The sequence below is a fragment of the Sphingobium sp. YBL2 genome, from assembly GCF_000943805.1.
Lineage (GTDB): Bacteria > Pseudomonadota > Alphaproteobacteria > Sphingomonadales > Sphingomonadaceae > Sphingobium > Sphingobium fuliginis.
This window is the reverse complement of record NZ_CP010954.1, coordinates 4515924-4538690: the sequence shown is the minus strand read 5'-3', so window position 1 is coordinate 4538690 and position 22767 is coordinate 4515924. Positions and strand designations below refer to the sequence as shown.

26 protein-coding genes are annotated in these 22767 nt (G+C 65.3%); 13 read left to right on the top strand and 13 right to left on the bottom strand.

The features are described 5' to 3' along the window. Positions 1-94 precede the first annotated feature (94 nt). From TZ53_RS20950 to TZ53_RS20925, 6 genes are all read left to right on the top strand, one after another. Positions 95-958, top strand: coding sequence for a UDP-2,3-diacylglucosamine diphosphatase (locus tag TZ53_RS20950; protein WP_025548852.1), 864 nt, complete (start codon positions 95-97; stop codon positions 956-958). Positions 959-972: 14 nt separating this feature from the next. Continuing rightward, complete coding sequence (locus tag TZ53_RS20945) at positions 973-2001, top strand: glycosyltransferase family 4 protein (protein ID WP_044662583.1); 1029 nt, start codon at positions 973-975, stop codon at positions 1999-2001. A gap of 126 nt (positions 2002-2127) precedes the next feature. Beyond that, on the top strand, positions 2128-2811 hold the full coding sequence (locus TZ53_RS20940; RefSeq protein ID WP_025548854.1) for a DUF1013 domain-containing protein: 684 nt from the start codon (positions 2128-2130) through the stop codon (positions 2809-2811). A gap of 137 nt (positions 2812-2948) precedes the next feature. Beyond that, complete coding sequence (locus TZ53_RS20935; protein ID WP_044662582.1) at positions 2949-4655, top strand: long-chain-fatty-acid--CoA ligase; 1707 nt, start codon at positions 2949-2951, stop codon at positions 4653-4655. A gap of 43 nt (positions 4656-4698) precedes the next feature. Further along, a complete protein-coding gene (gene msrA, locus TZ53_RS20930; protein WP_025548856.1) occupies positions 4699-5235 on the top strand; it encodes a peptide-methionine (S)-S-oxide reductase MsrA in 537 nt (178 codons plus the stop codon). A gap of 74 nt (positions 5236-5309) precedes the next feature. Continuing rightward, the gene (locus TZ53_RS20925; RefSeq protein ID WP_025548857.1) at positions 5310-5576 is read left to right on the top strand and encodes a hypothetical protein; all 267 of its coding nucleotides are present in this window, start codon (positions 5310-5312) and stop codon (positions 5574-5576) included. A 97-nt stretch (positions 5577-5673) separates the two neighbouring features. On the opposite strand, the gene TZ53_RS20920 is transcribed toward TZ53_RS20925, so the two are convergent. Further along, on the bottom strand, positions 5674-6630 hold the full coding sequence (locus tag TZ53_RS20920) for an L-threonylcarbamoyladenylate synthase (protein ID WP_044663182.1): 957 nt from the start codon (positions 6628-6630) through the stop codon (positions 5674-5676). A gap of 111 nt (positions 6631-6741) precedes the next feature. Here TZ53_RS20920 and TZ53_RS20915 point away from each other — a divergent pair, with 111 nt between their 5' ends. Beyond that, complete coding sequence (locus tag TZ53_RS20915; RefSeq protein ID WP_025548859.1) at positions 6742-7560, top strand: ATP-binding protein; 819 nt, start codon at positions 6742-6744, stop codon at positions 7558-7560. 228 nt (positions 7561-7788) lie between these two features. Here TZ53_RS20915 and TZ53_RS20910 read toward each other — a convergent pair whose 3' ends face one another. Then, a complete protein-coding gene (locus TZ53_RS20910; RefSeq protein ID WP_044662581.1) occupies positions 7789-9117 on the bottom strand; it encodes a PQQ-dependent sugar dehydrogenase in 1329 nt (442 codons plus the stop codon). Between the two features lie 60 nt (positions 9118-9177). Beyond that, positions 9178-9351 (bottom strand): hypothetical protein, encoded by a 174-nt coding sequence (locus tag TZ53_RS27240; protein ID WP_165363299.1) that lies wholly within the window; start codon positions 9349-9351, stop codon positions 9178-9180. A gap of 227 nt (positions 9352-9578) precedes the next feature. Here TZ53_RS27240 and TZ53_RS20905 point away from each other — a divergent pair, with 227 nt between their 5' ends. After that, entirely contained in the window at positions 9579-9782 is a 204-nt protein-coding gene (locus TZ53_RS20905; RefSeq protein ID WP_037482318.1) for a hypothetical protein, read from the top strand. Between the two features lie 94 nt (positions 9783-9876). Here TZ53_RS20905 and argC read toward each other — a convergent pair whose 3' ends face one another. The 4 genes from argC to TZ53_RS20885 all read right to left on the bottom strand — a co-directional run bounded on the left by argC (position 9877) and on the right by TZ53_RS20885 (position 13552). Beyond that, on the bottom strand, positions 9877-10821 hold the full coding sequence (gene argC, locus TZ53_RS20900) for an N-acetyl-gamma-glutamyl-phosphate reductase (protein WP_025548862.1): 945 nt from the start codon (positions 10819-10821) through the stop codon (positions 9877-9879). After that, positions 10818-11726, bottom strand: a complete 909-nt coding sequence (locus TZ53_RS20895; RefSeq protein WP_044662580.1) for a C40 family peptidase — start codon at positions 11724-11726, stop codon at positions 10818-10820. The genes argC and TZ53_RS20895 overlap by 4 nt, the downstream gene beginning before the upstream one ends. Further along, on the bottom strand, positions 11686-12093 hold the full coding sequence (locus TZ53_RS20890) for a MarR family winged helix-turn-helix transcriptional regulator (RefSeq protein WP_025548865.1): 408 nt from the start codon (positions 12091-12093) through the stop codon (positions 11686-11688). The genes TZ53_RS20895 and TZ53_RS20890 overlap by 41 nt, the downstream gene beginning before the upstream one ends. A 61-nt stretch (positions 12094-12154) precedes the next feature. Then, positions 12155-13552 carry a leucyl aminopeptidase family protein gene (locus TZ53_RS20885; protein WP_044662579.1) on the bottom strand — a complete coding sequence of 466 codons (1398 nt, stop codon included), beginning with the start codon at positions 13550-13552 and terminating at the stop codon, positions 12155-12157. Positions 13553-13691: 139 nt separating this feature from the next. On the opposite strand from TZ53_RS20885, the gene TZ53_RS20880 reads away from it, so the two are divergent. Continuing rightward, a complete protein-coding gene (locus TZ53_RS20880) occupies positions 13692-13895 on the top strand; it encodes a hypothetical protein (protein ID WP_007684028.1) in 204 nt (67 codons plus the stop codon). After that, a complete protein-coding gene (locus tag TZ53_RS20875; protein WP_044662578.1) occupies positions 13895-14749 on the top strand; it encodes a DUF4163 domain-containing protein in 855 nt (284 codons plus the stop codon). Before TZ53_RS20880 ends, TZ53_RS20875 begins: the two co-directional genes overlap by 1 nt. 95 nt (positions 14750-14844) lie before the next feature. On the opposite strand, the gene rimO is transcribed toward TZ53_RS20875, so the two are convergent. The 4 genes from rimO to serS all read right to left on the bottom strand — a co-directional run bounded on the left by rimO (position 14845) and on the right by serS (position 19576). Next, positions 14845-16227 carry a 30S ribosomal protein S12 methylthiotransferase RimO gene (gene rimO / locus TZ53_RS20870; protein ID WP_171010080.1) on the bottom strand — a complete coding sequence of 461 codons (1383 nt, stop codon included), beginning with the start codon at positions 16225-16227 and terminating at the stop codon, positions 14845-14847. Between the two features lie 36 nt (positions 16228-16263). Then, positions 16264-17322: a potassium channel family protein gene (locus tag TZ53_RS20865; protein ID WP_044662577.1), complete on the bottom strand. Its 1059-nt coding sequence runs from the start codon at positions 17320-17322 to the stop codon at positions 16264-16266. Positions 17323-17490: 168 nt separating this feature from the next. Further along, positions 17491-18264, bottom strand: coding sequence for a 5'/3'-nucleotidase SurE (gene surE, locus TZ53_RS20860; protein ID WP_044662576.1), 774 nt, complete (start codon positions 18262-18264; stop codon positions 17491-17493). 34 nt (positions 18265-18298) lie between these two features. Next, positions 18299-19576, bottom strand: a complete 1278-nt coding sequence (serS, locus tag TZ53_RS20855) for a serine--tRNA ligase (protein WP_044662575.1) — start codon at positions 19574-19576, stop codon at positions 18299-18301. A gap of 97 nt (positions 19577-19673) precedes the next feature. On the opposite strand from serS, the gene TZ53_RS20850 reads away from it, so the two are divergent. Next, the gene (locus TZ53_RS20850; protein ID WP_025548877.1) at positions 19674-20114 is read left to right on the top strand and encodes a host attachment family protein; all 441 of its coding nucleotides are present in this window, start codon (positions 19674-19676) and stop codon (positions 20112-20114) included. 53 nt (positions 20115-20167) lie between these two features. Here the strand turns inward: TZ53_RS20850 and TZ53_RS27235 are convergent, their stop codons facing one another. Next, positions 20168-20998 (bottom strand): hypothetical protein, encoded by an 831-nt coding sequence (locus TZ53_RS27235; protein WP_044662574.1) that lies wholly within the window; start codon positions 20996-20998, stop codon positions 20168-20170. A 429-nt stretch (positions 20999-21427) separates the two neighbouring features. Between TZ53_RS27235 and dksA the strand changes: the two genes are divergently transcribed. Continuing rightward, entirely contained in the window at positions 21428-21892 is a 465-nt protein-coding gene (gene dksA, locus TZ53_RS20840; protein WP_025160963.1) for an RNA polymerase-binding protein DksA, read from the top strand. Positions 21893-21957: 65 nt separating this feature from the next. Then, complete coding sequence (locus tag TZ53_RS20835) at positions 21958-22323, top strand: PilZ domain-containing protein (protein WP_025548880.1); 366 nt, start codon at positions 21958-21960, stop codon at positions 22321-22323. A gap of 146 nt (positions 22324-22469) precedes the next feature. Here TZ53_RS20835 and TZ53_RS26275 read toward each other — a convergent pair whose 3' ends face one another. After that, complete coding sequence (locus TZ53_RS26275; RefSeq protein ID WP_007684009.1) at positions 22470-22628, bottom strand: YdcH family protein; 159 nt, start codon at positions 22626-22628, stop codon at positions 22470-22472. Between the last annotated feature and the right edge of the window lie 139 nt (positions 22629-22767).

The window sequence follows — 22767 nt, the reverse complement described above, 5'->3', positions numbered from 1 at the left end:
AAAGACCGTAGCATTTCCGTCATATTCGCTGCGGAGTTGTAACATAGGGCGGCTATGGATTCGCTCCTGAGGGAAACAGCTCAGGGGTCGCATCATGAACGCCATCACTCGCCTGCCTTTCCTGGCGGAGTTGGACGATGGCGCCGACGACAAGTTCGCCATTCCCGAACGGGAAGGGAAGCGTCGCCGCTATCGCACGATCTGGATTTCGGACATTCACCTCGGCACGCGCGGCTGCAATGCGAGCATGCTGATCGACTTCCTCGACAGCGTCGACAGCGACACCATGTATCTGGTGGGCGACATTATCGACGGCTGGCGGCTGAAGAAGCGCTTCTATTGGCCCGCCGCGCATAACGATGTGGTCTGGCGGGTGATGAAGCGGGCCAAGCGCGGCACCCGCGTCGTCTACATCCCCGGCAATCATGACGAGATGTTCCGCCAGTTCACCGGCCTCAGCTTCGGCGGCGTCGAGATCCGGCGCAAGGCGATCCATGAGACCGCCGACGGCCGCAAGCTGCTGGTGCTGCACGGCGACGAGTTCGACACGATCATGCTCGCGCACCGCTGGCTGGCCTTTGTGGGCGACGCCGCCTATACCATGCTGATGCGCGTCAATGTCGTGGTGAACGCGGTGCGGCAACGCATGGGGCTGCCCTATTGGTCGCTCAGCAAGATGGCGAAGCACAAGGTCAAGAACGCCGTCGAGTTCATCTCCCGCTTCGAGGAGGTGGTGGCGCATGAGGCCGGTTCCCGCGGCGTCGACGGGGTCGTTTGCGGGCATATCCACAATGCGGAAATCCGCGAGATCGCGGGCGTCGAATATTATAATGACGGCGATTGGGTGGAGGGATGCACGGCGCTGGTCGAGCATTTCGACGGGCGCATGGAGGTGCTGCACTGGGCCGACGAGATCGCCGGGCGCGCCGCCGAAGAACCTTCCCGGATCGCGGCCTGACGGGAGGGCGAACGATGCGTGTCGCCATAGTCACCGACGCCTGGAGCCCGCAGGTGAACGGCGTCGTCCGCACGCTCCAGACCATGCAGGCGGAACTGGAGAAGATGGGGCATGAGGTGAAGCTGGTCTCGCCCGATCTCTTCGGCTCCATCCCCTGTCCGACCTATCCGGAAATCCGGCTGGCCTTCGCCCGTTCGAGCGTTGTGGGGCAGATGATCGCGGCTTTCCGTCCCGACGCGATCCATCTGGCGACGGAGGGGCCGCTTTGCCTGGCCGCACGGCGCTGGTGCCTGCGCAGCGGCATCCGCTTCACCACTGCCTATCATACGCATTTTCCGGATTATGTGGCGCAGCGCACCGGGCTGCCGGCGGCGTGGTTCTGGCGCTATATCCGCTGGTTCCATGGACCGGCCGAGGCGGTGCTGGTGTCGACCCGGTCCGTGCGGCGGCAATTGCGCGCCCATGGGCTGGCGCAGGTGCGTGCCTGGGGCAGGGGAGTGGACCTGGCCGCCTTCACGCCCATGGCGACGCCGCCCATCCTCTTTGCCGATCTGCCGCGTCCGATCCAGCTCTATGTCGGCCGTGTCGCGGTCGAGAAGAATCTGGAAGCCTTCCTGGCCAGCGGCCATCCGGGCACGAAGGTCGTCGTCGGGGACGGTCCCGCCCGCGCCATGCTGGAAAGAACCTATCCGCAGGCGCATTTCCTGGGCCCCATGTTCGGGGCGGAACTGGCCGGCGCCTATGCCGGCGCCGACGTCTTCGTCTTTCCCAGCCGCACCGACACCTTCGGCCTGGTCATGATAGAGGCGCTGGCCTGCGGCACGCCGGTGGCGGCCTATCCCGTCACCGGCCCGGTCGACATCGTCACCCCGGAAAGCGGCGCCTTGTCGGACCGGCTGGAGGATGCCATCGCCGCAGCGCTCCTCTGCGACCGTCAGGCATGCGCCGCCTATGGCAAGAGCTTCAGTTGGGAACGCAGCGCGCGGGAATTCCTCACCGGCCTGCACAATATCGATCCCCAGGCGCTCGGCAGCGCGGCCTGACGCTTTTCCTTGCCCGGCGCGGCCGGATGCACTATCTCGGGTCGGGCGTGGCCGCCCTGCTTGGGCGGCCCTTGTCGTTTTTAAGCGCCGTTTCTATGCCGGAGAATTCCCGTGTCCCAGCCTCTCATGCCCCATGCGACAGCCAGTTGGCTGGTCGACAATACCGCGCTGAGCTTCGACCAGATTGCGGAGTTTTGCGGGCTGCATATCCTGGAAGTGCAGGCGATTGCCGACGATACCGCCGGCACCAAATATACCGGCCGCGATCCGGTGCGCGCCCATGAAATCACGATGGAGGAAATCCACAAGGGCGAGGCCAATCCGGACTATCGCCTGAAGATGCTGAAGGGCCCCGAGCCGGTCCGCCGCACCAAGGGACCGCGTTATACGCCGGTCAGCAAGCGTCAGGACAAGCCCGACGGCATCGCCTGGATCCTGCGCAACCATCCGGAAATTTCGGACGGCGCCATCGGCAAGCTGATCGGCACCACGCGCACCACCATCGCCGCGATCCGCGACCGCACGCACTGGAATATCTCCAACATCGTGCCCAAGGACCCGGTGACGCTGGGCCTCTGCTCGCAGCGGGAACTGGACGCGCTGGTGACGAAGGCGGCGAAGAAGGCGGGCATCGAGGCCCCCACCGATTCGCGCCTGGACGGCGATCGCGAGGCGCTGATCAACGAGCTGCGCCGGGAGCGCGAGGACGCCACCCGCCGCGCGGAAGAAGCGCTGAAGAGCGAGTCCGACCTGATTTCGGGCGCCGCGAAAATCCTCGATCCGTTCAGCGACAACAAGGGTCACGTCTGATGCCGTAACGTCAATCCGCCCCGTGCGGAGCGACGACGGCAGAGACCGGGAAAAGGGCCGCGCCTTGCCAAGGGCCGCGGCCCTTTTGCCGTGCTTTACGCTTGCGTAAAGGGAAGGCGTAACTTACACCTGTACAAATGGAGAGCAGCGAAAAAATCTGGAAAACCCGCTATAATCATCCCTCTGCCTGGGAGCAGACATTCCCGCCCCTGTCGATGGTGGAGATGGTGGCGAACAGCGCCGCGGCCAATCCGCAAGCGGTGATGATCGACTTCATGGGCCGCAAGACGAGCTATGGCGAAATGCTCCACAGCATCCGGCGGGTCGCCAGGGGATTGCAGGACATGGGCATAGAAAAGGGGGACCGGGTCGGTCTTTTCCTGCCCAATGTCCCTCATTATGTCGCGGCCTATTATGGCGCGATGATGGCCGGGGCGACGGTCGTCAACTATTCCCCCCTCTACACGGCCGCCGAACTGGAACATCAGGTCGAGGATAGCGGGACGAAGATCCTCTTCACCCTGTCGGCCAAGGCATTGCTGCCCACCGCGCTGGAAGTGCTGGACAACAGCAGCCTGGAACGGCTGGTCGTCGGCTGCGTCGCGGAAGTCCTGCCGCCTGCCAAGTCGGTGCTGTTCCGGCTGTTCAAGCGCAAGGAGACGGTCGCGGTACCGCACGATCCGCGCCTTACCCATTATGCGGACCTGCTGCGCCATGGCGAAGACCCCGTGCCGGTCGCCATCGATCCGGAGCAGGACATCGCCCTACTGCAATATACCGGCGGCACCACCGGCCGGCCCAAGGGCGCAATGCTGACCCATCAGAACCTGACCGCCAATGCGCGGCAGGTCCGCCTGATCGATCCGCATCCCGAAGCGCCCGACCGCATATTGGCGGTGCTGCCCTTCTTCCATGTCTTCGCCAATACATGCGTGCTCAACCGGACGGTGCTGAACGGCGGCGAGATGGTGATGCTGCCCCGTTTCGACGGCACGCAGGTTCTGGCCGCGTTGCAGCGGACCAGGGCGACCTCGCTGCCCGGCGTGCCCACCATGTACCAGGCGCTGCTGGATCATCCCGCGACGCCCAATATCGACTTCTCCTCCCTGCGCCTCTGCATTTCCGGCGGCGCGCCGCTGCCGCTGGAGGTCAAGCAGCGGTTCGAGGCGATGACGGGCTCCAAGCTGGTCGAGGGCTATGGCCTCACCGAAAGCAGCCCGGTCGTCTGCTCCAACCCCTATGAGGGCCTCAACAAGTCCGGCACGGTGGGGCAGCCGGTGCCCGGCACCCGCGTCAAGCTGGTCGACCGCGAGGACCCGACCCGTCCGCCGCCCGAGGGCGAACCGGGCGAACTGGTCTTTTCCGGGCCGCAGATCATGAAGGGCTATTGGCAGCGGCCGGACGCCGACGAGGAGGTTTTCGTCGACGGCTGGCTGCGCACAGGCGATGTCGGGCTGATCGACGAGGACGGCTATGTGAAGATCGTCGACCGGCTGAAGGACATGATCGCCGTCGGCGGGTTCAAGGTCTTCCCCAGCGAGGTCGAGAAGGTCCTCTACCACCATCCGGCGGTCAAGGAAGCGCTGGTGATCGGCATTCCCGACCATTATCGCGGCGAATGCCCGAAGGCCTTCGTCACTCTTCAGGAGGGCTCCGGGATCGACGGGGCCGCGCTCAAGGACTGGCTGAACCCGCAACTGGGCAAGCATGAGAAGGTGTGCGAGGTGGAGGTGCGCCTCAACCTGCCCAAGACGCTGGTCGGCAAGCTGTCCCGCAAGGAACTGGTGGCCGAGGAACGCGCCAAGGCGGAGGCGGCGATGCGGCAGACTGGAACCGCGGGCTGATCCTTCCTATCTCGGCGGCCAATTCAGGATAAGGACTCCCTATATGGCCGAAGAGATCGCAACCCTGGCTGGCGGCTGCTTCTGGTGCACGGAAGCGGTGTATCAGAATCTGAAGGGCGTGAAGGCCGTGGAAAGCGGCTATATCGGCGGCACGCTGCCGAACCCCAGCTATGAGCAGGTCTGCTCCGGCGCGACCGGCCATGCCGAGGCTATCCGCATCACCTATGATCCGGCGGCGATCGGCTATGGCGACCTGCTGGACATTTTCTTCGCCACCCATGATCCGACGACGCTCAACCGGCAGGGCAACGACATCGGCACCCAGTATCGGTCGGCCATCTTCCCCCATTCGCCCGAACAGGCGGCGGAGGCGAAGGCCGGGATCGAGCGCGCTCAGGCGGATCAGGCGAACCCGATCGTCACCGCCATAGAGCCCGACGCGCCCTGGTATCCGGCGGAGGATTATCACCAGAAATATTGGGAGCGGGTGGGGGACCGGAACCCCTATTGCATGGCGGTGATCCCGCCCAAGCTCGCCAAGCTGCGCAAGGGCTTTGCCGAGCGGATCGAAGCGCCCTAACGGTTCGTCGCCCACGGCTTGCCCTGGCCGCCAGCGTCTTTAAGCTGGCGGACATGACAAGCCGGGGAAGAGATATGAACAAGATCGCATGGGTGGCCGCGCCGGCTTTGTTGCTGTTCCTGCCGGGCTGCATCGCGCGGACGGCGGCGAATATCGTGACGGCGCCGGTGCGCGCTGGCAGCCAGGTGGTCGACTGGAGCACCACCAGCCAGGAAGAGGCCGACCGCAATTACGGCCGCAAGATGCGCAAGCAGGAGGCGCGCGAAGCCCGCGAGCGGAAGAAGGAGGAAGAACGCCGTCGCCGCGAATGCCGCGATGCGGGTTATGATAATTGCGGGTGAGTGATTTCTCGCCCTTTTATCCGGCCCATCCCCACGCGTCATGCTGAAATAAGTTCAGCATGACCATATTCATAGGCGGTCCGCATGAATGCGAATGTTAAGCCGCCGCCCGCCGCAACCGGTCATTGATGGCTACACCGATCCCTTCATTGGGTATCGGCGCCACCGCGATCCGCTCCGCCGCGCTGGCATCCGCGATGTGCAGGGCCGCGAACAGATGCGCCGCCGCTTCCCGCATCTCGGCGTCGGGGCTGAGATTCACATGACACGGCATCAGGCCGAAGCCGATCAGATATTCGTCCTTCTCCGCCTTCAGCGCGTTCAGCCGCACCGGCTTGGACGGCGCATAATGGCTTTCCAACTGCCCCGGCGCCTCGATCTTCGCATTGTCAGCGCCCGTCACCACCGGCAGCCTGCTTGCCTCCTCCAGCATGGCCGCCGTGATCGGGCCCGGTCGCAGCAGGCGGATGCAGTCGCTTTCCGGCGCGACGATGGTCGATTCCAGCCCTTCGCTGGTCGGCCCCTCATCCAGGATCATGCGGATCTTGCCGTTGAGGCTCGCCAGCACATGTTCGGCGCGCGTCGGGCTGATCGCGCCGCTGCGATTGGCCGAAGGCGCGGCGAGCGGACGCCCGCTTTCCCGGATCAGCGCCCGCATCGCCGGATGGGCGGGCAGGCGCAGCGCCACGGTCGGCAGTCCCGCCATGACCAGCGGGGACAGCCCACTATCCGGGCGCACCGGCAGGACCATGGTCAGCGCGCCGGGCCAGAACCGCTCCGCCAGCTTGTCGGCCACGGGCGAAAAATCGGCCAGACGCCCGGCCATCTCCCGATCGGCGACATGGACGATCAGCGGATTGAAGCTTGGCCGTCCCTTGGCGGTGTAGATCGCCGCCACCGCGTTGGAGTCCGTGGCGTCCGCCGCCAGGCCATAGACCGTCTCCGTCGGCACGGCGACCGGTTCGCCCGCACGGATCAGCAGCGCCGCCTCGCGCAGCGCTTCGCTGCCATAGCGGCTTATTCGGGTGGAAAAGACTGGATTTGGGATGGTCACGACCCCAGCGATATAAGCCCCGATTTCCGGGAGTAAAAGGCCATTGCTACAGAAGAATGACATGGGCGCCGCGCTTGCCCGTCATGCGGATGCGGGCTAAGCGAGGGCGCCATGAACGATGCCCTGCTGACCCGCATTGCCGAAGCGCTGGAACGGATCGCTCCGCCGCCCGCTTCTTCCGCCGATCTGGCCGCCGCGCCCGCCTATGTGTGGAACGGCGCCACGATCCGGGCTGTGGAGGCCTTCGCGCCGGTGGATTACGCCCTGTTGACCGGCATTGATGCGCAGAAGCAGGCGCTGCTTGAAAACAGCCGCCGCCATGCTGCCGGACATGCGGCGCATGACGTGCTGCTGTGGGGCGCACGCGGAACCGGAAAGTCCGCCGTCGTTGCCGCCGTCATCGGCAAGCTTCAGGCGGAGGGGCAGGACATCGCCCTGCTGCAATGCGCGATCGATGAACTGGCCAGCCTGCCGCAACTCTTCACCCTGTTGCGCGACACGCGCCGGCCCTTCATCCTGTTCCTCGACGATCTTGGCTTCGATGAAAATGGGGTGGGCGACGCCCGTGCGCTTCGATCGCTGCTCCAGGGCGGAACCGCCGCCCGCCCGGCCAATGTTCGCCTCTATGTGACGTCCAACCGCCGTCACATCGTGCCCCGCCACCTGTCGGAGCAGGACGACCCCGTCAATCCCCGCGACGTGGTGGACGACAAGATGGCGCTTTCGGACCGCTTCGGGCTGTCCCTGGGTTTCCACGCGATCGACCAGGATGCCTATGTCGCTATTGTCAGCGGCTATGCGGCCAGCCTCGGCCTCAGCTTCCAGCCGCTGGACGCGATCCAGTGGGCGACGCAGCGGGGTAGCCGCTCAGGCCGCGTGGCCTGGCAATATGTGGTGGAACTGGCCGGGCGGCATGGCCTCAATATCTAGGCCGTAAACCCATCCGGGCGTCCTGCGGTTCGACCAGAAAGGCCCATCACGGCGTCGGCAGGGCTTGAAACATATTCCCGCGCCCTCTCTCCTTGTGCCGGGCCCTTTGCCTCAAATCCTGAGCGCGCCATTCATGGGTTTGCGGCCGGGGCATTTTGGGGAGTGTCCCTCTCTGCCGGCCCTCGACGGGAGAGGATCAAGGGCACACCCCGGCAAGAACCCATCACCTCACTTCGCCGCCGTCACCCGCCAGACGACACCGCCGACATCGTCGCTGACCAGCAACGCGCCCCTGGCGTCCGCCGTCACATCGACCGGGCGCCCATGCGCCTCGCCCTTGCTTCCCAGGAAGCCCGTCAGCACATCGACCGGCTTGGCCTTGCCCGCCTCCCCATTGTCGCCAAAGGGCACGAACACGACCTTGTAGCCCGCGGCAGGCTTGCGATTCCAGCTGCCGTGCAGCCCGACAAAGGCGCCGTTGGCATAGGGCGCGCCCAGCGTCACCTTGTCGGCGAAGCTGAGGCCCAGCGGCGCCACATGATTGCCCAGCGCATAGTCCGGCCGCTTGGTATATTCGCGAACCTCCGGCCGTTGCGGCTGGACACGGCGATCCTCATAACCGCCCCAATAATTCCACGGCCAGCCATAGAAGGCGCCGAATTCCACCCGCGTCAGATAATCGGGCACCAGATCGCTGCCCAGCATGTCGCGCTCGTTCACCACGCCCCACAAGGCGCCGCTCCTGGGCTCGAAAGCCAGCCCCACGGGGTTGCGCAGGCCCGAAGCGTAGATGCGATAGGCGCCCGTATCGGGATTGACCTCCAGCACGGCGGCGCGATTGGCCTCCGTCTCCAGGTCATTTTCCCCGATATTGCTGTTGGAGCCGACGCCCACATAAAGCAGCCCCTGCGGGCTTGCGGCCAGGCTGCGCGTCCAGTGCATGTTGGGCGCCTGCGCGGGAAGGTTCAGGATCTTGCGCCCCCTGGCCGTGATCCTGCTGTCCCCTTCCTTGTAGGGAAAGGCCATCAAGGCATCCGTATTGGCGACGTAGAGCGTGTTCCCCACCAGCGCCATGCCATAGGGGGAGTTGAGCCCGCTGAGGAAAGCGGTCTTGGTTTCCGCCCGCCCGTCGCCATCGGCGTCGCGCAGCAGGGTGATGCGGTTGGCGGACGGCACGCCGGCGCCTGCCTTGTTCATCAGATAGTTCATCACCCGGTTGACGATGCCGCCCGTCGGGCGTGTCGGACTGTTGGTTTCGGCCACCAGCACATCGCCATTGGGCAGGCGCAGCAGCGAGCGGGGATGGTCCAGCCCATCCGCGAAGCGATCGACGTTCAGCCCCTTTGCGGGAACCGGCTTTTCCCCACCCTTCCACGGCACGGCATCCGCGACGTTCATCGTCGGGATCATTTCGCTGCGGGGGCTGGTGAAAACCGGCTCCTTGCCCACATCCGCGCCGGCCGGAAGCCGCGCCGTATCTCCCCGCGCGAAATAGAAGAAAAGGCCGATGAGAACGGCCAGCGTGAGGAGGGTGAGCGCGATCAGATGCTTCTTCATGGCTATCCGTTTATGCTGGCCCACAGATGGTGGCAAGGCGCGCAAGTGCCGGGTGCGGAGCTATTTTCCCCGATCCCGCACCCATAGCAGCACCGCGATCACGATGCCCAGCGCGGTGCCGCCCAGCAGGCCTGCACTTGGCTGGCCCATCAGGCCGCCGACGATTGTTCCGCCCAAAATGGTGAGCGCCAAAATGGCGCCTGCGCCGATCGGTTCTTTTCTGGCATTGGTCATTTCCCGGTCCTTGCCACGCGCGGGGATGCATGGCCAGCGCTTTCCCGCCTGCGCCTTTTCAGGACAGGTCTGTGCCGCAACGGGATGTTTGTGCCATGGCGGGACTTGGCTAACCGGCCGTTCACCCTTCCAGGCCGCGCTGCTCCGTCGATGACCATGGTTGGCATGGGGATTGAACCATGATCCTTACCGTCAGGGTGGGGACTTTGGGGGGCTTCGTCATGAACATGCCATATCTTTCCAATCGAAAGAGCTATGAGGACGCAGCTGAGCTGATGTCGCTGTTTGGCGACAATGCAGGCTATGAAGCCGCGGCGCGCGCCGACCGAAGCCGCGATCTGGGCAACCATATCCGCTTCTGCCATTGGCGGCAGATCGAGCGGCTGATCGTGCTGCTGACCCATGAAGGGCCGCTGGGCACGATCCATTGATCCAGCGCATCTCCGAAGCTTCGCTCGCCCCGACTTCCCATCCGTCATGCTGAAACGAGTCCGGCATGACGGATGGAGCAGATCGAATGTCGGCCTATAGCCGCAGGCCAGCCGTTTCCGGCAGTCCCGCCAATATGTTGAGGTTCTGCACGGCGGCTCCGGCCGCGCCCTTGCCGAGATTGTCGAGCGCCGCCACCAGCCGCGCCTGACCGGCCGCCTCATTGCCGAAGACGAACAGCGCCAGCCGGTCGGTCGCGCCGACATGCTCCAGCCGGACCTGAGTCATCGCCGCGCTGTCCTCCAGCGCTTCCACGCTGACGATGGGCGATCCCGCATAGGCGGCGGCCAACACGCCATGCACATCGGCCACCGAAGGCGCCCCGGGCAGGGCGCGCAACTGCAACGGCACCTCCACGATCATGCCGCGATAGGCATTGGCGACGGCCGGGGCGAACAGGGGCGGGTGCTGCAAGCCGGAATAGCGCAGCATTTCCGGCACATGCTTGTGGGCCAGCCCCAGTCCATAGGGCCGGAACGCGCTCGGCGCGCCCTCCGCGCCTTCATATTCCGCGATCATCGACTTGCCGCCGCCCGAATAGCCGGATGCGCCGGATACCGTCACCGGCCAGTCGCCCGGCAGCAGACCGGCGAGCACCAGCGGTCTCACCAGCGCCAGGAAGCCTGTCGGCCAGCAGCCCGGATTGGCGACGAACCGCGAATTTGCAAGCCTGTCCCGATGCCCCGGTTCCAGTTCGGCAAAGCCATAGGTCCAGCCGTCCGCCACCCGATGGGCCGTCGACGCGTCGATCACCCGCGTCCGGCCATTGTCGATCAGGGCCACCGCCTCCCGCGCTGCATCGTCGGGCAGGCAGAGGATGACGATGTCCGCCGCGTTCAGCGCCTCCCTGCGCGCCGACGCGTCCTTGCGCCTGTCCTCGTCGAGCGTGATGATCGACAGTTCGGGACGACCCGCCAGCCGCTCGTTGATTTCCAGACCCGTGGTGCCGACGCCGCCGTCGATGAATATCCGATGTGTCATGTGCCGATTCTCCGCCTCGCCGTCACGGGTTCCGCATGGTCCGCCGCCAACCGTCCGACGACGTCGGCCAGTGGCTCGATCACCACGCTCATCCAATGGGCGTTGGCATGTATCATGTTGCGCTCGTCGGTCATGATGCCGACATGGCCGGGGAAGAAGACAAAGTCCCCTCGTCGGAGCGGCGCATCCGGCGCGATGAGGGAACCGATCCCCTCCCGCTGCAGATCGGTGTCGCGGGGCGCCTTGATCCCGCACTGGCCGAGCGATACCTGCACCAGGCCGGAACAGTCGACGCCGCGATGCCCGCGCCCGCCCCAGACATAGGGCTGGCCCAGATAACGCTCCGCCACCGAAACCCAGTCGCTTTCCAGCGCGTCGATCTCCGCGACATGGCGCCGATGCACGAAGCCTTCCGCACAGGCGAAGAAATCGCCCCGCGCCTCTGCCGCGAACTGCGCGCCGCGCGGCCAGTAATCGGCAATGGGCGACTTGATGTCGGCGGCGCTGAAGAGCGGCGCCGTGCCGGTGATCACGCGGCTGTTCACCACCTCCCGCACGTCCAGCGCTTCCCGCCGGACATAGCCGACATAGCCGTCATGCCCGCAAAAGCCCCAGGCCCAGTCCGCCGTCACGTCCAGCGCGTGGAAGCTCTCGCCGCGCAGCAATTCGCTGACCGCCTGCGCCTTGGGCGTGTCGGATGCCAGCACCGGCGCGCCGGCGGCGACGCAGGTCAGTTCGACGGCGCGGGCATAATGGGCGGAAAACAGCACGCCGGCCAGCGCCAGGTCGGCCAGGTCGCCGCGCGCCGCGTGGACGCGCGTGTCGAGCCTGACCGATCGGCCGTCCAGCTTGAATCGGATGCGTTCAGGCGGTGCGTTCCGCAGGGGAGAAGTTGAGGCGTTCATCGCGGCCGGTTCCTGCGATGAAATGGTGAAAGGCGTCAAGAAATTCCGCCCCTTTTGGGGTTCGGGTGATGAAAATATTGCGTCGGTCGGTGGAGTCCCGTTCCCGCCGCAGATAGCCGAGCGCCGATAATTTGTTGAGTGCGCGGGTGATGACCGGCTTGGAGACGTTCAGCGCCTCCGCGAGTCCCCGCACCGTATGCGGCCCCGCGCCGATGTAGACGGTCAGCATCAGCGCCATCTGCCGGTTGGTGAGGTCGGGTTTGCCGGACCGCACATAATCGACCAATGTGCGCATCCATTGGCTGAGCGGCTTCAGGCCGGGACGGTTCAGCTCTGCGGCTTCAGTCTGTGCGGAATGGGCATCCATGACCCCGTAACGCACGATAGCCAATCCGGTTGCGTAACGGCCTCGGACAATCGCTTTCTTTTTACTTTTTACGGCCGTAGCGCGCTTGCAGCATATGGAAGACGGCGCGCAGTCCCAGCGCCTCGCCCCCCTTGGGCCGCCCCGGCCGGGAGGCGGGACGCCAGGCAAAGGTGTCGAGATGCAGCCAGGGCACGGCGTCGGGCACGAACCGCCTGAGGAACAGCGCGGCGGTGATCGCCCCGGCAAAGCCGCCTTCGCCCGCATTGTTGATGTCGGCCACATCGGACTTCAGCATTTCCGCATAGCCGTCCCACAGGGGCAGGCGCCAGGTCGGATCGTCGACGGCGGTCCCGGCCGCATCCATGTCTGCGGCGAGCGCCTCGTCATTGGCGAACAGGGCGGGGAGGTCCGGCCCCACGGCCACCCGCGCCGCGCCGGTGAGCGTAGCATAGTCGATGATCAGGTCCGGCTTGTCCTCTCCCGCCAGCGTCAGCGCGTCGCCCAGCACCAGCCGCCCCTCGGCATCGGTATTGCCGATCTCGACCGTCAGCCCCTTGCGCGACCGCAATATGTCGCCGGGCCGGAAGGCATTGCCGGACACCGCATTCTCCGCCGCCGGGATCAGCAGGTGAAGCCTAACCGGCAGGCCCGCGTCCATGACAAGCTGCGCCAGCGCCAGGGCATGGGCCGCGCCGCCCATGTCCTTCTTCATCAGGCGCATGGCGGAAGACGGCTTGATGTCCAGGCCGCCGCTGTCGAAGCAAATGCCCTTGCCGACGACCGCGACCTTCGGGTGCCCGGGATCGCCCCAGCGCAATTCGATGAGGCGCGGCGCGAAGCCCTTGTCCGCGGCCTTGCCCACGGCATGGATCATCGGGAAGCCATGTTCCAGCGCATCCCCCTTCGTCACCTTGCAGTCGGCGCCGAAGCGTTCCGCCACCTTGCGGGTTGCAGCTTCCAGTTCGGCCGGCCCCATGTCGGCGGCGGGCGTGTTGACCAGATCGCGCACCAGCGCCACCGCCTCCGCCAGGCGCGTGGCCGCATCGATCTGCGCCACTTCCGCGGTCAGCAGGACGCGCGCTCCCGATCCATTTTCTTCGCTGCGATAGCGGTCAAAGCGATATTGCGCGGTCAGCCATCCCAGCATCGCCGCGCCGGCCGCGCCTTCGACCAACCGATAAGTCCCCTCGGGCAAGGCCTCGGCCAGCCTGGCAAGGCACCATGGTCCCAGCTTCGTGGCGGAAGCGACGCCCGCCACTACCGACCAGTCCGCCGGATCTTCGCCAGGCAGAATGGCGAATTCATGCGCCTTGCCCTTGAATTTCTGCGCGGCGGCCAGCGCGCGCACACGCTCCGGCTGGCTTCCCAGCCAGCTTTCCAGCCCTGGCGCCTCCACGATCAGGATCGAACGGGCAGGTTGATTGTTGTCGGCTTTCAGCAGGTCGGAAAAATCGCTCATGCCCTATGTTCTGGAGAAAGGCGGCGGGTAAGAAAAGCCCAATCTTTCGTCGTCCGCGCGCCTCCTTCGACCGCGCTATCATTTGCGTCGGGCGGAGCGCAGGCATAGATTGAACGAAGTTAAAAGAAGGAGAGACATGATGATGCACAGCGACGATGGCCGCCTTCAGGCCCTGCGCGCCCGTGCCTATGCGCTGGCGGAAAGCGGGCGTTTCGACGGAGCGCATGCGGTGGAGCAGGCATTGATCGCGGAAGGCTGGCCCAATGCCGGCGCGGCGCTCCAGAGCAGCTATGCGCGCAAGGCGATCAGCGAACGGTGCATGGCGGCAGCCAAGGCCCATTGATGCGCCGGATAAAGGGGAGGGGACTGGCGGGACTGCCCCTGGGGGCGGTCCTGCTGCTTTGCGCCTGTTCGCCGTCGAAAGATGCCCGGAATGCGGGCGAAGCGGCTCTGCCGGGCAACGATGTCGCGGCCAGCAATTTCGCGAACCGCATGTCCGGCCAGCCGGAGCCGCCGCCGCCCGCCCAACCCTTCGAGCAGAAGGAGAAGACCGATCTGCTCGAATTCGCCTATGGCTACCCTGCCCAGGCCGCGCAGATACCCGCCCTGGCGGAGAAGTTCGGCAACGCGCTGAAGGTCGGCAAGGCGGATGCGTTGAAAATGGCGCGCGAAGACCAGAAGGCCGCCAGCGCGTCCGGCTATCCCTTCCGCGCCCATGCGCTTGACGTCCATTGGACGGTCGCCGCCGATACGCCACGCTTCCTTGCGCTCCAATCGGAAAGCTATGTCTATACCGGCGGGGCGCATGGCATGACCGGCTATGACGCATTGCTGTGGGACAAGGCGCGCAAGCGGGAGACGGCGGTCACGGCGTTGATGACTTCGCCTGCCGCCTTCGCGGCCGCCATCCATGACCGCTTCTGCGACGCACTGGACAAGGCTCGCGCCGAAAAGCGCGGCGAGCCGGTGAAGCGGAGCGATGACGACGACTTCACCAAATGCATCGATCCGATGCAGCAGGTGCTGGTGCCGACGTCGAAGGACGGCAAGCTGATCGACGGCGTCACCGTGGTCGTCGGTCCCTACAGCGCCGGGCCCTATGCCGAGGGAAGCTATGAGATCGCGCTGCCTGTGGACGGGGCCATGCGCAAGGCGATCAGGACGGAATATCAGGACGCCTTTGCGGCGGCAGAATGACGCTGCCCCCCCCACAATGCGCCGTGCCCCTGCGAAGGCGGGCGTTCCGTTCTGACGTCGGAACTGGGTTCATGCCCTCGCAGGAACATGGTGCCCTAAACCGACGGCACTCCGTAAAGGTCATGCTCGTCGGCATCCTCGATCAGCACGTTCAGGATGCTGCCCGGCTGCAAGCCTTCGCCCACGTCGCGCAGGAAGACATTGCCGTCGATTTCCGGTGCGTCGGCTTGGCTGCGCGCGGTCGCGCCGATGGAGCCGTCCTCGTCCGCTTCGCCCACCTCGTCGATGATGACGGGCAGCACGCGGCCGACCTTCGCCTGTAACCGTGCGGCGGAAATGGCGGCGGTCTTCTCCATGATCCGCTGATAGCGTTCTTCCTTGACCTCTTCCGGCACGGCGCCGGGCAGGTCGTTGGCCGCCGCGCCCTCCACAGGTTCGAAGCGGAAGGCTCCCACGCGGTCGAGCTGCGCCTCGTCCAGCCACTGGAGAAGATAGTCGAAATCCGCCTCCGTCTCGCCGGGAAAGCCGACGACGAAGGAGGAACGGATCGCGATGTCCGGGCAGATGTCCCGCCATTTGCGGATGCGGTCCAGCACCTTCGCTTCGTTCGCCGGGCGCTTCATGGCCTTGAGGACAGAAGGCGCGGCGTGCTGGAAGGGATTGTCGAGATAGGGGGTCAGCAGCCCATCGGCCATCAGCGGGATCACCTGATCCACATGGGGATAGGGATAGACATAGTGCAGACGGACCCAGGGCGGCGTGCCATCGGCGGTGCGAAGCTGCCCCAGTTCGCGCGCCAGATCGGTCATGTGCGCGCGAACCTCGCGCCCCTTCCACTGGCGCGCCTCATGCCGGGTGTCGACCCCGTAAGCGGAGGTGTCCTGGCTGATGATCAGCAGTTCCCGGGTTCCGGCATGCACCAGCTTTTCCGCCTCGCGCAGCACAGCGTCTATGCGCCGGCTGACCAGATCGCCGCGCAGCGAGGGGATGATGCAGAAGGAGCAGCGATGGTTGCAGCCCTCCGAAATCTTCAGATAGCTGTAGTGGCGCGGGGTCAGCTTGAGCCCACCCTCCGGCACCAGATCGACGAAGGCGTTGGGGATGGGCGGCGACGCCTCATGCACCGCGTTCACCACCGCCTCATATTGATGCGCGCCGGTGACGGCCAGCACCTGCGGGAATTTCTGACGGATCAGTTCCGCTTCATTGCCCATGCAGCCGGTGACGATGACCCGGCCATTCTCCGCAATCGCCTCTCCAATGGCTTCCAGCGATTCTTCCTTGGCCGAATCGAGGAAACCGCAGGTGTTGACCAGCACGACGTCGGCGCCGGCATAGTCGGCGGACATCTGATAGCCGTCGGAACGCAGCTTGGTCAGGATGCGCTCGCTGTCGACCAGCGCCTTGGGACAGCCCAGCGACACCATGCCGACCTTCGGCGCTTCGGGAATTTTGGTTGCCATGATCGGCGCGCACATAGGGATTTTTGCGCGCAATGTCACGGGGGCAGGAAATCAGGGCAGGGACCGGGCTTCCCCGGCGGCCGCGCCCTGCACGATCTCTATGATCAGGTCGCCGGTCTGGAGCCGGGCCGCGCCCTCTTCCCAGAAGCCGATGGCCCGCCCGTCGCGGTAGATGCGTACCCCCAGACCAGTGGCGATGGCGGAAAGCGGTTGCCCGATCTCCTCCGGCAGAACGAAGCGTTCGTTCAGCTTCACCTGACCGCCCGAAGCGGCAAGGTCCGACATATAGTCGGCAATATGCTGGCCGCTGGTGCTGCCCGCCAGCAGCAGCCCGGCGAAGCTGACCGGGTTGATCACGGTGGTCGCGCCCGCCTGCCGCGCGGGCAGTTCGTTATCCTCGTTGCGCACGACGATGCTGATGGGCAGGCGAGGGGCCAGATGCCGCGCCGTCAGGGTGATGAGGATCGAGGTGTCGTCCCGCCCCGCCGACACGATCAGCGTCCGCGCCCGGTGGATCGCGACATCGTTCAGCGTCCGGTCCCGCGTCGAATCGCCGCACAATATGTTGCAGCCCAGCGCTTCGGCCTCGGCCAGCGCCTTCTCTACCGGGTCGACCACCACGATCTCGCGCGGATCGACGCCCCGCGCCAGTAGCTCGCGCACCGCCTCGGCCCCGCTGGTGCCGAAGCCGGTCACGACGATATGATTGTGCAGATCGGCCTGAATGCGAGCCATGCGCCACCTGTAGAGGATGTTGCGGAAAAAGAGATTATAGGCCGTGCCGAGGAAGATCAGCCAGACGAACAGGCGGATCGGCGTCACCAGCAATGCCTCGAACAGCCGGGCTTCCGGGCTGACCGGCACGATGTCGCCATAGCCGACCGTCGTCACGGTGACGGTGGTGAAATAGAGCACGTCGACGAAGCTGATCCTGTCGTCGAGATTGTCCTTCAATCCATCCCGGCCGACCCAGTGGATCAGCAACACCAGCCCGATCAGGCCGAACACCAGTCCCACGCGCCAGGTGAGATCGGCCCAGATCGGCAGCGAAGACCGCCGCCGCAGAAAGCCCGCCGCGCTGGACGGCGGCCTTACCGGAACGATCCTCATCGGACCTTTTCTTCGATGATACGGACGGGAAGCATCGTGGGAATGGTGAAGGCAGGAAGAAGGAATGCGCGCGACATCGCCATGTCTTTAACGCTCTGGCCGCGCCATGGCCAGATTCCGTTCCGGCCGACTGCAAAACCATATCCCCGCCTGGGCAGGAACATGCCGTCAGCCGACCTGCCCTCCGAAGGCCTGCGCCGTCGCCGCGATCGCGCTGTCCTGCGTCAGGTCGTAATGCAGCGGCGTCACCGTCACATAGCCTTCGGCAATGGCGGCCAGATCGCTGCCCTCCGGCACGGAGTCGCTCTTGCCCAGGCCGAACCAGTAATAATCATAGCCGCGCGGATCGGTGCCATGGATGATCTTCGTCCGGTCCACATCGTGAAAGCCCTGCCGCACCACGCTGATGCCCTTGACGGCTTCGGGTTCGACGGCCGGGAAGTTCACGTTGAACAGCAGCCGGGGGCTGGCCGGCATGGCGATCAGCGGGCGCAGCACCCGCTCGCCCCAGGCCCGCGCCGCCGCGAAGGGCACGGCGTCGCCCATCCCCTCCCGCACATAGACCTGGCTGAGCGCGATCGATCTGATGCCCGAGATCGCGCCCTCCATCGCGGCCGATACCGTGCCCGAATAGGTCACGTCCTCCGCCAGGTTGGCGCCGCGATTGACGCCTGACAGCACCAGATCGGGCTTCGCATCCTTCATCAGATGGCCGACCGCCATCATCACCGCGTCGGTCGGCGTTCCCGATACGCTGAAATGCTTCTCGCCATGCTGCCGGACGCGCAACGGCCGCGTCAGCGTCAGGCTGTGGCCGGCGCCGGACTGCTCCTCGCTCGGCGCGACGATCCAGATGTCGTCCGACAGCGTCCGGGCGATCTCCTCCAGCACGGTCAGGCCCGGCGCATGGACCCCGTCGTCATTGGTGAGCAGGATGCGCATATATCTGGAATCCCTTCGCTTGGGGGTCGGCAGCCTATCGGGGCCGCAACCGCGTCACCCCGCCCATATAGGGGGCCAGCACTTCCGGCACGATCACGCTGCCGTCCTCCTGCTGGTAATTTTCCAGAACCGCCACCAGCGTCCGTCCCACGGCCAGTCCCGACCCGTTCAGCGTATGGAGGAAGCGCGTCTGCTTCTCCCCCTCCGGCTTGTAGCGCGCGTTCATCCGCCGCGCCTGGAAATCGCCGCAATTGGAGACGGAACTGATCTCGCGATAGGTCTGCTGGCTAGGCAGCCAGACTTCCAGATCCCATGTCTTCCGCGCGCCAAAGCCCATGTCGCCGGTGCACAGCAGCACCTTCCGATAGGGCAGGCCAAGCGCCTGCAAAACCCCCTCAGCCGCGGCGCACATGCGCTCATGCTCGGCCTCGGATTCCTCGGGCCTGCAGATCGCCACCAGTTCGACCTTCTCGAACTGGTGCTGGCGGATGAAGCCGCGCGTGTCGCGCCCGGCCGATCCGGCTTCCGACCGGAAACAAGGTGTCAGCGCCGTCAGCCGCAGCGGCAGGCTTTCCACCGCCACGATCTGTTCGCGCACCAGATTAGTGAGGGAAACCTCCGCCGTGGGAATCAGCCAGCGCCCATCGGTGGTCCTGAACAGGTCCTCCGCGAATTTCGGCAACTGTCCCGTGCCGAACAGGGCCTCATCCTTCACCAGCAGCGGCGGGTTGACCTCCTCATAGCCGTTTTCGCCCGACTGGCGGTCCAGCATGAACTGCGCCAGCGCGCGGTGCAGCCGCGCCATCTGCCCGCGCAGCGCGGTAAAGCGCGCCCCGGAAAGCGCCGCGCCGCCTTCGAAATCCAGCCCCAGCGCCGGGCCGAAATCGGCATGATCCTTCGGCGTGAAGGGGAAGCTCCGCGGTTCGCCCCACCGTGCCACCTCGACATTCTGGACCTCGTCCTCCCCCGTCGGCACGTCGTCCGCCGGCAGGTTGGGGATCGCCGCCAGCCGCGCCGCCAATGCTTCGCCAATCTCGCGATCCTCCGCCTCCAGGGCGGGCAGACTCTCCTTGAGCGCCGCGACTTCGGTCTTCAGCGCGTCGGCCGTCGCCATGTCCTTCTGCGCCATCGCCTGGCCGATGGCCTTGCTCGCTTCATTGCGGCGCGCCTGACCCTGTTGCAGCGCGGTCTTGATCGCGCGGCTCCGTTCGTCCAGCGCCAGCAACTCCGCGCTTAGCGGTTCAAGCCCGCGCCGGGCCAGCCCCGCGTCGAAAGCGGCGGGATTTTCGCGAATGAAACGAATGTCGTGCATGGGTCAGCCCTATGCCGTTCTGCGACCAGCCGCGCAACCCTGCACACCGCCGTCCGTTGGTGGTAAAATCAGGCGTTGAGAAAAGAGGAACGGGACGATGCAGATAGACCATGACGCGATGGTGCTGGTGGCCGATGGGCGCAAGATGCTGTTCTTTCGCAACAAGGGCAGCCCGGCCTTTCCCAATCTGGAAACGGAGGAGGTGAAGGAGCAGGATAATCCCCCCGATCGCGAGCAGGCCTCCGACGGCACGGGACGCGGGCCCAATTCGGTCGCGAGCCATCGCGGCTCCGTCGAGCAGACCAATTTCCACGATCTGGAGGAAGCGCGCTTCGCCGCGGAAGCGGCAGAATTGCTGAAGCGCCGCGCGCTCGCCAATGATTTCGAAAAGCTGATCGTCGTCGCGCCGCCCGCCGCTCTGGGCGAAATGCGCAAACATTATCACAAGGAAGTGCAGAGCCGGCTGGTGGGTGAGATCGCCAAGGACCTGTCGAACCACCCGGTGCCGGAAATCGAGCGGATCATCGCGACGAGTTGAGACCCGACCCGGCCGGCGCTCCCCCCGGATGCGCCGGCCGGGTCGCCCCGCGGTTAACCCTCGGTGCCCGCCTTGGCGCGCGCGAAACGCTTGCGCGCCAGCAGGGCCGCCGCGCCCGCCCCGAACAGCAGCACCATCGGCGGCGCCGGCACGTCGGTCGGCGGCGGCGGATGATGATGGTCGCCGCCCGACGAACTGGATGAAGAGGACGTCGAGGACGAAGACGACGTCGAGCTGCTGGTCGAGGAACTGGTCGAAGAGGAGCTGGACGTGGAGCTCGACGTCGAGGAGCTGCTGGTCACATTGCCGCTGGAGGTCGAGACGTTGCCCGAAGAGGTCGACACATTACCGGAGGATGTCGACACATTGCCGGATGAGGTGGAAACCCCGCCCGTGGACGTCGAAACCCCGCCGGTCGAGGTGGACACGCCGCCCGTGGTCGAACTGGTGGAACTGGTGATGCCGCCGGTCGAGCTGCTGGTGGAGGAGATCACTACCGATCCGCCCGAACCGCCGCTGCTGCCGCCGAAGAAGCCGCCGAAAAACCCGCCGCCGCCAAAGCCGGGGCCACCCGCCAGCACCACCGGCGCGCCGCCGCCACCGCCGGACATGACCGGCATTTCCGCGGCCGCGACCGGCGCCGGCAGGGGGATGGGCGCCGCCTGGGTGGTCACCGTCACCGTCTGCGGGGCGCAGGAAACCGTCTTCACCACGCGCTGCACCTTGCGCACCGCATAATGCTTGCGGGGCGCCGCCTTGACGCTCTTCGTGCTCTGAACCCCTGCCGGACGCGCGCTTTCCGCGACATGGACGGCGCCGCCGCCGATGATCGCGCCGCCGGCGGCGCAAGCGCATAATTTAGCCAATGCCATCCGTACCGACATAGGTTCCACTCTTGTTTGTCTTCGGCCTGACGATCTCGTCACCGCGTTGCGCAGTAACGGATGCGGGGCCGTTCCCTATTGCTAACAACGCAAAACAAAGCGTTAACTTCAATGGCGTTAACTCTGAATATCGGGGTCAAGTCGAGGAAAAAACTAACAAATTATGAACTCATATGGTTAACGTCCCATTGTGATACGGCGGCCGGCCGCTTGGGCGATACGGCTGGTCTATTTTCTTTTATGATCTGCCGATGGCCGGGAATCGCGAATTTTCTGGGGATAAGCGCGCCGCAATGCGCGGCCGGCGCGCCGGACGACCGATTGCCCGCTTGTCTCAGGCCTTGGCGCTGGCTATTAGGCGCCGTCAACCACAAGTCACGGATACCCCGGCACTTTCAGCATCGGGGGTCCCGCGAGTCGGAGAGCCAGATGGCATCGGTCCTGAATTCCGATAAAGACGGCCAAAATCCGCCGAAATCGGCTGTAACACTCCCACCCGACTATCGTCCTTCCGCAGACGAAGAGTTCATGAACCCGCTCCAGTTGGAATATTTCCGGCAGCGCCTGTGGGACTGGAAGAAGCAGATCCTGGCCGAAGCGGAAGGGACATTGGCCGTCCTGCAGAACGAACCGCTCCGCGAACCCGACCTCAACGACCGCGCATCGAGCGAGACCGACTGGTCGATCGAGCTGCGCACCCGCGACCGCCAGCGCAAGCTCATCTCCAAGATCGACGCCGCGCTCCGCCGCATCGACGAGGGCGAATATGGCTATTGCGAAGTGACTGGCGAACCGATTTCGCTGGGCCGCCTGGAAGCCCGCCCGATCGCGACCATGACGGTCGAAGCGCAGGAACGGCACGAGCGGCAGGAAAAAGTCTCTCGCGACGATTAACCTTTTATCCATGCCGCCATGGCAGGGTCGCCGGGAAATTCCAGTGATCTTGCAGGGCGTTGTCGATGGATAGCAATCAGGATGATGGTGATCGTGGTCCGGCGCGTTCCGGCCCGCGCGACAGCCTTTTCCTGCTCACCAATCTAAGCTCGGCCGACGGGGTTCCGCTCGGCCGCGCCCGCGTCCGCAATCTTTCCGCCACCGGCCTCATGGCCGATTGTGAGCGCGCCGTGCCCAACGGCATCCGCATTCGCTTCGACCTGCGCGGCATCGGTCAGGTCCACGGTTCGGTCGTCTGGTCACGGGAGGATCGCATCGGCATCGCGTTCGACGTGCCGATCGATCCCCAACTCGCGCGCCGCCGGGTTTCCGCGCCGGAAGGACAGCTTGCGGTGCCCGATTATCTGCGCCAGCGCCGCTTCATGCGCTGAGCATCCAAAGCGGATTACAGGGTGGCTCGGATTGCCGCCGCCAACAAAAAAGCCCCGCAAGGCATGGCCCCGGAGCTTCTCCCGGAAGGGCAGGATCAGCGGCAAGGGACCGCCGATCCATGCCTTTCACACAGGCGTCACCGCTGTCAGTGTTGCGCCTCCATTTCCTCCTTCAGCCGAAGCTTCTGCTTCTTGAGCGAGGCCACCAGGATCGCGTCAGGCATGGGACGACTCGTCTCCGCCTTGATTCGAGCCTCAAGCCCGGCATGCTTGGCCGAAAGAGCTGAAATGTGGCTGTTTTCCATGACATTCTCCTTACGAGGGCAATGGATGAACGAGTAGATCACGATTCGCTGGCCGTGTCTTCGGGCGATTCGCGCTTTGCGACGGGCCGCTTTGAAATTTGCGATGGTTCGTGCCGGCCCGCCGGGCTATCAAGGGGCG